The organism is Desulfuromonas versatilis, assembly GCF_019704135.1.
GTDB lineage: Bacteria > Desulfobacterota > Desulfuromonadia > Desulfuromonadales > NIT-T3 > Desulfuromonas_A > Desulfuromonas_A versatilis.
Window position 1 is genome coordinate 2,610,654 of record NZ_AP024355.1, and the last position, 12,751, is coordinate 2,623,404.

General features: G+C 59.9%; 11 protein-coding genes. 4 read left to right on the forward strand and 7 right to left on the reverse strand.

Annotated features, from left to right (window positions below; all coding sequences use genetic code 11):
* Positions 1-4: 4 nt before the first annotated feature.
* From miaB to DESUT3_RS11785, 3 genes are all read right to left on the reverse strand, one after another.
* Positions 5-1,339: a tRNA (N6-isopentenyl adenosine(37)-C2)-methylthiotransferase MiaB gene (gene miaB / locus DESUT3_RS11775; protein WP_318835933.1), complete on the reverse strand. Its 1,335-nt coding sequence runs from the start codon at positions 1,337-1,339 to the stop codon at positions 5-7.
* A 330-nt stretch (positions 1,340-1,669) separates the two neighbouring features.
* Complete coding sequence (locus tag DESUT3_RS11780) at positions 1,670-2,194, reverse strand: hypothetical protein (RefSeq protein ID WP_221248676.1); 525 nt, start codon at positions 2,192-2,194, stop codon at positions 1,670-1,672.
* Entirely contained in the window at positions 2,194-3,501 is a 1,308-nt protein-coding gene (locus DESUT3_RS11785; RefSeq protein ID WP_221248677.1) for a M48 family metalloprotease, read from the reverse strand. The genes DESUT3_RS11780 and DESUT3_RS11785 overlap by 1 nt, the downstream gene beginning before the upstream one ends.
* A gap of 399 nt (positions 3,502-3,900) precedes the next feature.
* On the opposite strand from DESUT3_RS11785, the gene typA reads away from it, so the two are divergent.
* The gene (gene typA / locus DESUT3_RS11790) at positions 3,901-5,712 is read left to right on the forward strand and encodes a translational GTPase TypA (RefSeq protein WP_221248678.1); all 1,812 of its coding nucleotides are present in this window, start codon (positions 3,901-3,903) and stop codon (positions 5,710-5,712) included.
* A 436-nt stretch (positions 5,713-6,148) separates the two neighbouring features.
* Entirely contained in the window at positions 6,149-6,322 is a 174-nt protein-coding gene (locus DESUT3_RS11795) for a hypothetical protein (RefSeq protein WP_221248679.1), read from the forward strand.
* Between the two features lie 214 nt (positions 6,323-6,536).
* Here DESUT3_RS11795 and DESUT3_RS11800 read toward each other — a convergent pair whose 3' ends face one another.
* Positions 6,537-7,556, reverse strand: a complete 1,020-nt coding sequence (locus DESUT3_RS11800; RefSeq protein ID WP_221248680.1) for a hypothetical protein — start codon at positions 7,554-7,556, stop codon at positions 6,537-6,539.
* Between the two features lie 245 nt (positions 7,557-7,801).
* Here DESUT3_RS11800 and amrA point away from each other — a divergent pair, with 245 nt between their 5' ends.
* Positions 7,802-8,347, forward strand: coding sequence for an AmmeMemoRadiSam system protein A (gene amrA, locus DESUT3_RS11805; RefSeq protein ID WP_225911490.1), 546 nt, complete (start codon positions 7,802-7,804; stop codon positions 8,345-8,347).
* 146 nt (positions 8,348-8,493) lie between these two features.
* On the opposite strand, the gene DESUT3_RS11810 is transcribed toward amrA, so the two are convergent.
* On the reverse strand, positions 8,494-9,120 hold the full coding sequence (locus DESUT3_RS11810) for a response regulator transcription factor (protein ID WP_221248683.1): 627 nt from the start codon (positions 9,118-9,120) through the stop codon (positions 8,494-8,496).
* A 646-nt stretch (positions 9,121-9,766) separates the two neighbouring features.
* Here DESUT3_RS11810 and DESUT3_RS11815 point away from each other — a divergent pair.
* A complete protein-coding gene (locus DESUT3_RS11815) occupies positions 9,767-10,675 on the forward strand; it encodes a hypothetical protein (protein ID WP_221248684.1) in 909 nt (302 codons plus the stop codon).
* A gap of 124 nt (positions 10,676-10,799) precedes the next feature.
* On the opposite strand, the gene prsR is transcribed toward DESUT3_RS11815, so the two are convergent.
* A complete protein-coding gene (gene prsR, locus DESUT3_RS11820) occupies positions 10,800-12,194 on the reverse strand; it encodes a PEP-CTERM-box response regulator transcription factor (protein WP_221248685.1) in 1,395 nt (464 codons plus the stop codon).
* 109 nt (positions 12,195-12,303) lie between these two features.
* Entirely contained in the window at positions 12,304-12,717 is a 414-nt protein-coding gene (locus DESUT3_RS11825) for a GxxExxY protein (RefSeq protein WP_221248686.1), read from the reverse strand.
* Positions 12,718-12,751 lie beyond the last annotated feature (34 nt).

The window sequence follows — 12,751 nt, forward strand, 5'->3', positions numbered from 1 at the left end:
CGGTTCAATTCTCGGTGCCGGTGGCGAGTTCTCCGAGTTGGGAGTTCTTGAAATTGGTTGTCACCTTTACCGGCACGACTTTGCCGACCAGTTCGGTCGGGCCGTCGAAGTTGACGATGCGGTTCCAGGTGGTGCGGCCGAACAGCTGGTCGCCCCCCTGGCGGCTCTGTCCCTCCACCAGCACCGGCAGGGTGCGCCCGACATCCCCCTCCCAGGTGGCACGGCTGACCGCTTCCTGCTGCTTGAGCATGCGGTCGAAACGAGCCTGTTTTTCCTTGGCGCCGAGATCGTCGGCCAGCTGCGCCGCCGCCGTTCCCGGGCGGGGCGAGTAGAGAAACGAGAAAACGTCGGCGTAGCCGACCTCGGCCATCAGGCTCAGGGTGTCCTCGAAATCGGCCGCCGTTTCACCGGGAAAGCCGACGATGATGTCCGAAGTCAGCCGGATCTCGGGACACACGGCCTTGAGCCGTCGCACCTTGCCGAGATACTGCTCGCGGCTGTAGCCGCGGTTCATCAGCTGCAAAATGCGGTCCGAGCCGCTCTGCACCGGCAGGTGGATATGCTTGCAGAGCTTGACCAGTTCGCCGAAGCAGTCGATGAGCTCGTCCGACAGGTCCTTGGGATGCGAGGTGGTGAAGCGGATCCGCTCGATCCCCTCCACCTCGTGAACCTGGCGCAGCAGCTCGGCAAAGCCGATCTCCCCCTGTTCCTTGCAGCCGTAGGAGTTGACGTTCTGGCCGATCAGGGTCACCTCTTTCACCCCGGCGGCGGCCAGAGCCCTGACCTCGTCGAGAATCTCGGCGCTGGGCCGGCTCACCTCGCGGCCCCGCACGTGGGGGACGATGCAGTAGGAGCAGAAATTGTCGCACCCCTGCATCACGGTGACAAAACGCGTGATCGAATCACCCTCGGTGCGCTGGGGGAAAAGCTGGATGCGGGTCTCGCGATCCAGAAACTCGGTCTCATGGCAGCGCCCCCGGTTCTCCTCCACGCTGCGGACCATATCCGGCAGTTTGTGAATGTTGTGGGTGCCGAACACCAGGTCGAGATAGGGCAGCTTTTCCAGCAGGCGCTCCCCCTCCTGCTGGGCCACGCAGCCGCCGACCCCGAGAATCAGCTGCGGATTTTCATCCTTGAGGGGCTTGAAACGGCCGAGATGGCCGTAGACCTTGCGCTCGGCCTTATCACGCACCGAGCAGGTATTGAGCAGGATCAGTCCCGCCTCCTCGGCGCTATTGACCTGGCTGTAACCGATCTGCCGCAACAGGTCGACAATCCGTTCGGAGTCGACCACGTTCATCTGGCACCCGAAGGTCTCCAGGTAGAATTTCTTGTCCATGAACACGCTGTTGAAGTCCTCTGTTCGTAAGGCGTAATGCGTAATGCGTGAGGCGTAAGGCGTAAGGCGTGAGGCGTGAGGCGTGAGGCGTGAGGAGTGAGGCGTAAAGGCCCTTGCAGTCACCCATTACGCATTACGGATTACGCCTTACGAGCTTTCAGATATCCGGAAATGGTAATCAATGGAGAGGGAAAAAGTCAAACGATTAAGGCTCGTGACTGGTGACTCGTGACTCGTGACTCGTAACCACGGTCCACGGTCCACGGTCCACGGACCACGGTCCACGGTCCACGGTCCACGGACCACGGTCCACGGTCCACGGTCCACGGTCTACTCCCCACGCTGCACGGCAACGCCGTTGGCGCGCAGGGCTTCCTCGAGCAGGTCGGTCATGCTCCGCGGGTGTTCGATGCAGCAGACGACGAGGGGGCTGGGTGAATCGCTGCAGCTCACCCGCACCGTGCCGAGAGACTCGCCGAGGGGTTTAATGCGGAAATAGCTCAGCTGCGCCAAGGGCATGGATTGGAAGCGGATGCTGCGCAGCCCCCGCAGGGCCAGGATGCGCCGATCGGTGACGGCGTAGTAGACCTTCTCCCATTCGAGGCGGGCCAGCACCAGGTGCCCGACAGAGAGGTAGAGAGCGATGATGATAAAGGGCAGCGGCATCCAGCCGAGCCAGGCAGCCTCATACACCTTGGCCAACTGGTAGCCGACCACTTGCCAGTAGAGCGCCAGGACCAGAAGCAGGATGCCGAACAGGGAATGTTTCCAGTTGCGGAAGGTAAAGCAGCGCGGAGCGGGCCGCCCCTCCCAGCGCAGCACCTCCCCCGCTTCCAGGTAGCTCGACCAGTCCATCAGCGCCCCCCGAGGGCCTGGGCGCGCTTGGCGGCGGCCTGGCCGAGCTTGCCGTTCGGGTCGGCCTTGGCCACATCCTGGTAGAGCGAGAGAGCTTTCTGCCGCTGCCCGGTCTTCTCGTACCCTTCGGCCAGAAGATAAGCCCCCTGCAGGGTGGGCAACAGCTTCATGCTCGCTTCGAGTTCGCTCACCGCCTGGGGGTTCTGCCCGCCCTGCAGGTAGGCGTACCCCAGCCCCAGCCGGGTCAGAAAATATTCAGGTTGCAGCTGTGCGGCCTTCTGCAGGTGGCGGCGCGCCGACTGCGTGTCCTCGGCTTTGAGGTAGGCCATCCCCAGGCCGGTGAGGATCAAGGACTCCTCCGGCGCCGCGGCGGCGGCCTTCAGGTAGCTTGCCACGGCCCCGGAAAGATTCCCCTGCCCCTCAAGTTTGCGGGCCTCGTCATAGAGCTCGTAAGCCCCCTTGACGCTTCTCAGGCGCGCCGTGGCCTGCTGCAGGGGTTGGGGCAGCAGCGAGTAGTTGGGGTTGTTGAGGGTCTGCGGGTACTGGCGCCGCACGTAGTCGCGGTTGGCATCGAGCCGCTCTTTGGAAAAAGGGTGACTGCGGAACAGCCCGGTCAGCCACATGGGCTCGGCGCCCCCTTCGATCTTGCGGTAGAAGAACTCCTGGAGCTGAATCGCCCCCTGCGGGTCATAGCCCGATCGGACCATGTAGTCGATGCCCAGGGCATCGGATTCGCGCTCCTGGTCGCGGCTGTACGACTTGTCGATCAGGTTGGCCGCCAGCCCTCCGGCCTGCTGGGCCAGAGTGCCCAGGCCGGTATCTCCGGCAACCCCGGAGAGCACCGCCATACCGACGTTCAGCAAGGTGCCGCGCTGCATCCCCTGCACCGAATGCCGCGCATCGACGTGCCCAACCTCGTGTCCGAGCACCGCGGCGAGTTGGGCTTCGTTCTCCATGTTGACCAGCAGCCCCCGGCTGACGGCGATAAAACCGCCCGGCAGGGCGAAGGCGTTGGGCGAGGAATCATTGACCACCTTGAACTGGTAGGGCAGGTCGCTGCGCGCGCTCACCCGCCCCAACCGCTGCCCCACCCGGTTGACGTAGGCGGCCAGGGCCGGGTCGGGGTATTCGCCCCCCATCTGCTGAATCACCTGAGGAAAGGTCTTCTGGCCGATGTCGACCTCTTCCTGGGTCGACACCTGCATCAAGGCCAGCTCGCTGCGGCCGGTGACCGGGTTGACGGCGCAGCCGCCGGCGAAAAGGGTCAGGACCAGCAGAGCGAGGAAAATCCCGTTGCGGATATTCATGAAGTTGATCTCCTTGTTATTTAGAGCCAAGGGCTGGAGCAACCGCCCGTTCGCTGCGCTCCCTCAAGGCGAAAAGTACACAAAGAAAAACCAAACAATCGCGCCCCTGCCCATCGTTCTCCTTGAAGTCCCTGGAGTCCCTGGAGTCCCTGGAGCCTTTGGCGGCAACCGGCTCATCCACTTCAGATTGGGCCCACCAAGCCCACCCAGCAAAAACAATTTGCAAGGTTAAATTCTAGAATGGTTCGGCGGGGATGGCAAGCCTTGCGTACTCGGCGGGAAAACCTGGACGAGATTTTTTCCTGGCGTATCTCCAAGCTTTTGCCTATAGTGGTAAGGTTTTGCAGAAACCGCAACTTAAAAGATCAAAGTGCCAGCAAGGAGCCCTGAATAAACGTTATGCCGCAGAATATCCGTAATATCGCCATTATCGCCCACGTCGACCACGGCAAGACCACCCTGGTCGACGCCATGCTCAAGCAGTCCGGCGTCTTCCGTGAAAACCAGGTCATCACCGAGCGCGTGATGGACAGCAACGACCTGGAAAAAGAGCGGGGCATCACCATCCTGTCGAAAAACCTCTCCATCCACCACGGCGGGCTCAAGATCAACATCGTCGACACCCCCGGCCACGCCGACTTTGGCGGCGAGGTGGAGCGCGTCCTGAAAATGGTCGACTCGGTGCTGCTGCTGGTCGATGCCTTCGACGGGCCCATGCCCCAGACCCGCTTCGTGCTGAAGAAATCCCTCGACCTGGGCATCAAGCCGATCGTGGTCATCAACAAGATCGACCGCCCCGGCGCGCGCCCCGAGAAGGTCGTCGACATGGTTTTCGACCTGTTCTGCGAGCTCAACGCCACCGAAGAGCAGCTCGACTTCCCCATCGTCTACGCCAGCGCCAAGCAGGGCTTCGCCAAGCGCGAACTCGACCAGGAGTCGGCCGACCTCGAGCCGCTGTTCCAGATGATCGCCGAGCGGGTGGCGCCCCCCGAGGCCAACCCCGACGCCCCCCTGCAGATGCTGGTGACCAGCATCGCCTACAACGACTACATCGGCCGCATCGCCACCGGCAAGATCTTCAACGGCCGCATCAAGGCCGGCGAATCCGTGGCCCTGGTGCAGCGTGACGGCAAGGTGATCCGCGGCCGGATCTCCAAGCTGCTCGGCTACGAGGGGCTCAAGCAGGTCGAGCTCGCCGACGCTATCGCCGGGGACATCGTCACCGTGGCCGGCTTCGACGACGTCGGCATCGGCGAGACCTTCGCCGCCGCCGACAAGCCCGAGGCCCTGCCCTACGTCGCCATCGACGAGCCGACCCTGTCGATGAACTTCATCGTCAACAGCTCGCCCTTCGCCGGCCGCGAAGGCAAGTGGGTCACCTCACGCAACATCCGCGACCGGCTCATGAAAGAGCTGCGCACCAACGTCTCGCTGCGCGTCGAGGACACCTCCAACACCGACACCTTCAAGGTCTCCGGCCGCGGCGAGCTGCACCTGTCGATCCTCATCGAAAACATGCGCCGCGAAGGCTTCGAGCTGGCCGTCTCCAAGCCCGAGGTCATCTTCCGCGAAATCGAGGGCGAGCGCTGCGAGCCCTTCGAGTACCTGGTCATCGACGTCCCCGAAGAGCACCAGGGCACGGTGATCGAAAAGCTCGGCCCGCGCAAGGCCGAAATGGTGGCCATGCATTCCATGGACGGGGTCAACCGCCTCGAGTTCGTCATCCCGGCCCGCGGCCTCATCGGCTTCCGCACCGAGTTCATGACCGACACCCGCGGTACCGGCGTGATGAACCACACCTTCCACGGCTACGCCCCCTACAAGGGCCCGATCCCCGGCCGCAAGAACGGCGTGCTCATCGCCATGGAGGCCGGCGAGACCGTCGCCTACTCGCTGTTCGGCCTGCAGGACCGCGGCATCCTTTTCGTTCCGCCCGGAATCGAGGTCTACGAGGGGATGATCATCGGCCAGCACGCCAAGGAAAACGACCTGGTGGTCAACGCCAGCAGGGGCAAGAAGCTCACCAACGTCCGCGCTTCCGGCAGCGACGACGCCATTCGCCTGACCCCGCCCCGGATCCTGACCCTGGAGCAGGCGCTGGAGTACATCGACGAGGATGAACTGGTCGAGGTTACCCCCAAGTCGATCCGCCTGCGCAAGAAGCATCTCGATGCCAACGAGCGCAAGAAACACGAGAAGAAAAGCAAATAGTTTTCACCACTGCTCCGAAATAGAACGGGAGGCCGCCATCGGCCTCCCGTTTTTTTTTCCTCATCCATCCCCCCTCTAAATGCCGGGACGGCTTTGCATAATGCTGTTCTCAAGTCTGCTGAGCGAAAATTTTTATATATTTTTTTCCGATCCCCTCGAAATGGTCTGACCAAATACATCATTTTTTCCCAGATAGTATTAACCCGTTGCACTTACCTGAAATACCTGGGGTTTCATTCTTTTATTTCATTTTTTTAACTTTTTCAAAAAAAAACACTTTCCCCCTGGTACACATGTCAAACCTGAAATTCTACCCAAACCCATGTTATTGCATGGTTTTATCAATTTTTCCCCTTGCAATGGGGGCCTTTGGGCCCTATCCTTCACACATGGTCTGGAAATAATAACCAGATATTGCACGGAGGAGGAACAAGCCATGGATGTTGAATGCCCGGTCTGCAAATCGAAGAACAAGGTCGAAATTGACACTCACTCGGACGGGTTCGCCGAGAACCTGGAGGAATGCGGCAACTGCGGCGCGGTATGGACCATGAAGGGAACCGTTGAAGTCCTGCTCCACAAAGCGAACGCGGCCTGGTCCCAGCTATAAATTCTCACCCGGGAGCGGCCCACCCGGACCTTGTCCGGCAGCGGGCCATCGCTGGATTCAGAATCCGGAAACCACCAGGGCGAGCCCTGGCTGCCCCACACTCCCCATTTGTTTCCGGGTCCTGAGTCCGGCCCGCGGACCTTCCCCGCGAGGAACGCCCTGGTCGGCGAAGCAAAGCAAGAGCCGCTGTCCGGCCGCCGGCCAGCACAATATCTCAGCCGCCCTGGAGAATTTTCTCCACGAGCAGGGAGGCTAGCTTTTCCCCCAACGCCCCAAGAGCCTCCCCCCCGGTGTCTTCTCCCGAGTTAGATTCCCTTCCAGCAGAAAAGCGCCAGGTTCCAAGCGACCGTTGCCCCTCGGCAATCACCTCCACGGCGCAGGAGACCCCGACATCTCCCCTTCCGGACCCTGGAAACTCCTGCAGCGTTCCCCGCAGCTCCAGGTCCCGATCCCATGGGGGAGCAAGGGTCATCCCCAGCCCCGTCAGTTGCCGGATAACCATTCCCCGCAAATTCTCCGCCCGAGGTCCGCGGATTTCCACCCCGAAGCGGATCCCGGCAACCGCCGCATTGGCCCTGGCACGCACTTCGGCATCGTCCAGTGCGGTTGGTGCCACCGCCGAACCCGGCTGGAGGGTTGCCAGCGCCCTGGCGACAGCCTGCCGACGGTCGAGGTCCTCCAGCGTCCGGATATAACCCGCGGCCGCCTCCAGGGGCGAAGCTGCGGCTCCGGCCTGGTCCCAATGGGCCACGAGCTTCGCATCCGCCTCGGCAAGCAGTTTCCGCAGGCGTTTGGCTCCCCGTTCACGCTCCAGAAGGGCCAGGGCGTGGAACAATTCGCCGTCATATCCGGGCCAGACATCGCCGATCGCCACTTCCTTTTCAACCGACTCGAAGATTTGCTGCCGCACGGCCTCCATTTTTTGCGCATAGCGGTCCCGGGAGGACTCCCCGCCCCGCCGGTGCCAATCCCTCGCAAGAGCCTCCCCAGGCTCCCCCGCCTCGGCCAAGGGCCCAAGGACCTTGGCCCTGGCCATCGACTCGGCCTGCCCCCGCTGCGGGTCCACTCCCACCGCCAGCAGATAGCTCGCCGAGGGGTAGCGTGGGTCCTGCCCGTCGATCCAATCCGGCACCTTTCCGCTGCAGGCGGACAGGGCCGCCAGCAGGACCAGACCCACCCAGGCCAGCGGACGCAGACATCCTCTCCAGGCGCCCTGATTATCCTTTTTCTCCATGTGCTCCTGTTCCATAAGCAACAAACTCAATCCCTTCATGGACCCTGTCGTCCCGGGGCCTTCCCCTCGCGCCCAGGTGTCAAAAGTCTAACGTGCCCAGGGTCCATGGCAACCCGCAGCATTAAACGGTGGTCGACCGGCTTGATATGGCTTGCCGAAAATTCTTGAAAAAACCGCACATTCCCTTTATAGTGCGCACTCGTTGGATGATCGATTGCGATGACAGGATCAACCCGGGAGGGTACGTGGAAAAAGCCTTGACCGAAAAGGAAAAAAGCGTCCTTTTGAACATCGCCCGAAACGCCATCGAGACCTTCGTGCGAACCGGCAATAAGTACGTCGAACCCCGCGAGGAAAAAGCGCTCAACATGCGCAACGGCTGTTTCGTCACCGTCAAGCAGAAAGGGCAGTTGCGGGGGTGCATCGGCAGCTTCCAGTCCGAGTTGCCCCTGTTCAAGGAAGTCGCCGAAATGGCCGTGGCCTCGGCAACCAAGGATCCCCGGTTCTACCCCATGAAGGAGCCTGACCTGGCCGATTTCCAGCTTGAGATCACCGTCCTCTCCCCCCTGCAGAAAATCGAGAACATCGAAGAGATTGAAATAGGCAAGCACGGCATCTACCTGGAGAAGGGTTACTACCGGGGCGTGCTGCTGCCCCAGGTGGCCACCGAACACGGCTGGGACCGTTTGACCTTCCTGAAACAGACCTGCCTGAAGGCCGGCCTTCCCACAAACTCCTGGCAGGCCGAGGATGCCGAGATCTATATCTTCAGCGGCCAGGTTTTCTCCTGAGCCGAGCCGGCACAACCCCGAAACTGAAAAAGCCCTCCGCGTGAGGGCTTTTTTATTTGGCACTTTCCGGCGGTGACCTTATCGGCACTCCGCGCCGGCCGGATTCCGGAACAGCCGCTGATTTCTGCGAGACTCCCGATCAAGACTTAGTGGAACGGACGGGAGCTTCGGTCGGTGGCCTGCAGGACCAGCTTCAGGCGTGAGGAGACGCCGAATTTTTTGTACAGGTTGTTGCAGTGGGACTTGACGGTCTGGACGCTGATGCTCATGCGCCTGGCCGTCTCCTTGTTGGAATAGCCGGAACAGAGGTAATGGAGTATTTCCGCCTCTTTCCTGGTCAGCTTGATGTTTTCTGGCCCGGAGGTCGGTGTGCTGATCGACTTCTTGATGGTCTTGTGGTCGATCCAGAGATCGCCGCCGTACACCTTCTGAATCGCCTTTTCCAGCATTTGGGAATCGGCGTTCTTGGTCATGATGCCTGCCAGGCCCTTGGCCACCATGGCCTGCAGGCCGCCATGGGCGAGAAAGGGGTCCGCCGCATCGGTTATCAGCAGCATCTTGGCCGACTCTCCCTTTTCGAAGGCCTCGAATACCGACTGGCAACTCCGGTCATCGGCAATGACGATATCGGGCTCGTAGGCCATCATCTGCATCAGGTCAAGGTCGTTGCAGGCAATTCCAATGACGTTTATATTCTTGTTCTCCTCGACCATGGTCCGGATGCCTTCTCCGAACAGGTAAATTCCGCAACTGATTAGAAGATTGATCGACATCCCCGGATCTCCTTCGTCTGGTCCCTGGTTTGCCTTGCGGATTTCCAGCCAAGGCCATCCTGGCCTGGCCAGCCTCGCGAGTTATCTGGAACCTCTTCTGGACTTTTCTTAAAAAAAACACATTTAAATCCTCTGTCAAGTTTTTTGCTTCAGGTAAAGCCCGGATACAGTATTTTTTGTACCCCATCTAAAGGGTTAATTTTTTGAGGCAATTTCTCCTTCAGAGGTTTTGGATTCGATTCCAGAAAGCAGGATGTGCCCCATCAGCCAGGACCACGAATCTTGCTAAAACCTCCGAAAATCGCCGGATTCAGCAGGAGAAGTTCTGTTTGGCCCGATTGGCACCCAGACTACGGCAAACACACCCCGGGCATTTTTGACACTTGATTCGCAGCGAAGGCGCGAGTGGAATTAGCCCTGACAATTGTCAAATTAATTTTTGCCAAGCGTTTTATTAGCGCTTATAATTAGCCCCGGCTTGCAGAAATGGCCCAAAATGCGCGATTAAGTTCGTCGCCCGCGGAGGCGGGGGTCATCCGACGCGCCTGCATTCCCGTGGGTCCGGCACCGGGATGACAGCTGCCTGAATCCAATTGGCATTTTTTTTGCTGAAAACCCTACCGACACCACCAGGAGGGGAAACCTTATGACTATCCTTTTCCGGGCACTGCTTATCGCCCTTTGCTTCGTCATTCATACCGGCTCGGCGGTCCGCGGCGCGGAGATCACCCTTGCCTGGGACCCCAACACCGAACCCAACGTGGCCGGCTATAAACTGTATTACCGGTCCGACGCCCCCGACCTCCCCTTCGACGGGGCCGAGGCCGATAATGGCCAGAGCCCTTCCCCCATCGATGTCGGCAACGCCACGACCGCTTCCGTGGATCTCCCCGACGACGGGAAAATATATTACTTCGCCGTCACCGCCTACGACACCTCGGGGTATGAATCCAGCTATTCAAACATAGTCGCCAGCGACTGGGTGCCCGGCCTGCTCTCCCCCATCGGCGGTGAGCTCGCCTCCACGACCCGGGTCACCTTCAGTTGGACCACCCCGCCGGCCGGCTACAATGTCACCTGCACCCTGGTGTACGGCACCGATCCGGCCCTGCCCGTCGCCGGCTCTGCGGTGGCGTCCCCCGCTCTCCCGACGTTCCCCGGCCTCCCGGCGGCCCCGCTCAGCGCCCTCGCCGGCGTCATGGCCTTCGGGATCGCCGGGCTAAACCTGGCCCGCACCCGCCGTGTCCGGCAGTGGCTCGCTCTGGCAATGCTCGTTGCAGGTTTCGGTTTTGCTGCGGCTGGCTGCGGCGGTGGCGGTGGCGGAGGAGGCGGTGGCGAGCTTCCCCCCATCACCGACGGAGGCGATCCCCTCCCCGACCCGGGGCAGGATCCTGTAGATGGTCTTGGCGACACGGTGGTCGTATCGGGTCTCACCAGCGACTACCACGACGCCTTTGATCTCGCACCCGGGAAAACGTATTACTGGAAGATCATCGCCGAAGATGATCAAGGGACGGTCTTCACCAGCGTGACGGAGAATTTCGTAACGGAATAGACGCAAAAAAGCGGGCTCATGGCCCGCTTTTTTGTGGTCGGTGGTCGGTGGTCGGTGGGCCGTGGGCCGAAAAGCTTGCAACTCCCCTTACTCCTTACTCCTTACTCCTCACTCCTCACCGCCTTCAAACATGCATCCCGTGCTTCTTCATCAGGTCATAGAAGGTCGGCCGGCTGACCCCCAGCAGTTCAGCCGCCCGGGCGATGTTCCCGCTCTCCTGCTCCAGCGCTTTCACCACCAGTTCCTTTTCCACCAGGCTGCGGGCATCCTTCAGGCTCATACCCTCCAGGTTCAACCCGCTGACGCCCCCTGCGGGCAGGTCCGGTTCCGCCGGAGCGGCTGAAGCGGCGAAGCCGAGATCCTCGGGCTCGACAATCGGATTTTCGGCCATGACCACCGCGCGCTTGACCTTGTTCTCAAGCTCCCGCACGTTCCCCGGCCAGTGGTAGTCCCGCAGGCAGCGCAGCGCGGCGGCGCTGTACCCCCGCACCCGCTTGTTGAAATCACTGCTGAAACGGCGCAGAAACAGGTTCGCCAACAGCACCACGTCTTCGCCCCGCTCGCGCAGAGGCGGCAGGATGGCGGTAATCACCCCGATGCGGTAGTAGAGGTCTTCGCGAAAATCCCCAGCAGCGATGGCTCTCTCGATGTCGATGTTGGTGGCGGCGATAATGCGGGTATCCACCGTGATGTCCTCCCGACCGCCAACCCGCTGGAGCACCTTCTCCTGAAGAAAGCGCAGCAGTTTCACCTGCAGTTGCGGGGGCATTTCTCCAATCTCGTCAAGAAACAGGGTGCCGCGGTGGGCATACTCCACTTTGCCCTGCACCCGGGCCTGGGCGCCGGTAAATGCCCCCTTCTCGTGGCCGAACAGTTCCGATTCGAGCAGGTTTTCGGGGATCGCGCCGCAGTTGATGGCGACAAACGGCCCGTCCTTGCGCAGCCCCTGCGCATGGATGGCCCGGGCCACCATCTCTTTGCCGGTCCCGCTTTCGCCGAGCACCAGCACCGGCACATCGGCCGAAGCGACCTTGCGAATGGTGGTGAACACCTCCTCCATCTGCAGACACTGGCCGAAAACCCCGTGCATCCCGCGGGCCTCGCCCTGCAACTCTTTCTGCAGGCGCAGGTTGTCCTCCTCGAGGGCCGAAAGGTGAAAAGCCCGCTGCAGGATCACCTTCAGCTCCGCCAGTTCGATGGGCTTCTGGTAAAAGTCGTATGCTCCCAGGTGCACCGCCTTCAGGGCGTTCTCCCGCTCCTCGTTCCCCGAAAGAACTATCACCTTGGTATCCGGACTGATCCGCAGCACCTCATCCAGGCAGCGCAGCCCCTCCGTTGCCCCGTCCGCGTCCGGCGGCAGCCCCAAGTCCAGAGTCATCACCTTCGGCCCATGCTCGCGAAACAGTTTCAGCGCCTCGGTCACATCCCCAGCGGGTATCACCCGGTAATTCTTCCCCAGGCCCCACTTGAGCTGTTTGCGAATTTCAGGGCTGTCGTCAACGATAAGTAGTTTTTCCAATTCGAAAATCCTTGGAAAGCAGTTCAATTGGACGCTGATAAAATCTGATAAATACCGATCAAAAAATAATTGAATTCATAAACTTGGATATTTTTCGGTGTAAAGGCTATTATTTCCTTCTGTTTTCAAAAACTTTACGTTTAATTTCAGGTTTAGGACCGAAATTCAACAAAAGACCAACTTCTGCCTTAGTCGCTTTAAGGTAATTTAACAACTGAGCTTCATGGTCAATGGACAATGCTTTAGCGGCTTTAATTTCAACAATCAATTTTCCTTCAACAAAAAGATCGACAAAATATTCGCCAACAGAATTTCCATTATAATAAACGTTGATCGGGTACTCACTATCAGCAGCAAGCCCTTTTCCCTGCAATTCAAGGAGAAGAGCCTTTTGATAAACTTTTTCAAGAAAACCGTATCCTAATTGATTATAAACATTATAAAAACAGCAGATGACCAAATCAGTCAACGAGGCATGTTTGTAATTACAATATCTTCTGCTTTTGCGGTTATCAGCGTTCATCAGATTTGATCAGCGTCCAATTCGCTTTTTCAAG

Coding starts and splice junctions, on each gene's coding strand:
- DESUT3_RS11800 (WP_221248680.1), bottom strand. CDS start 7,556: ATGGAGAAAAAGGATAATCAGGGCGCCTGGAGAGGATGTCTGCGTCCG.
- DESUT3_RS11785 (WP_221248677.1), bottom strand. CDS start 3,501: ATGAATATCCGCAACGGGATTTTCCTCGCTCTGCTGGTCCTGACCCTT.
- DESUT3_RS11795 (WP_221248679.1), top strand. CDS start 6,149: ATGGATGTTGAATGCCCGGTCTGCAAATCGAAGAACAAGGTCGAAATT.
- typA (WP_221248678.1), top strand. CDS start 3,901: ATGCCGCAGAATATCCGTAATATCGCCATTATCGCCCACGTCGACCAC.
- DESUT3_RS11810 (WP_221248683.1), bottom strand. CDS start 9,120: ATGTCGATCAATCTTCTAATCAGTTGCGGAATTTACCTGTTCGGAGAA.
- DESUT3_RS11780 (WP_221248676.1), bottom strand. CDS start 2,194: ATGGACTGGTCGAGCTACCTGGAAGCGGGGGAGGTGCTGCGCTGGGAG.
- DESUT3_RS11815 (WP_221248684.1), top strand. CDS start 9,767: ATGACTATCCTTTTCCGGGCACTGCTTATCGCCCTTTGCTTCGTCATT.
- DESUT3_RS11825 (WP_221248686.1), bottom strand. CDS start 12,717: ATGAACGCTGATAACCGCAAAAGCAGAAGATATTGTAATTACAAACAT.
- miaB (WP_318835933.1), bottom strand. CDS start 1,339: ATGGACAAGAAATTCTACCTGGAGACCTTCGGGTGCCAGATGAACGTG.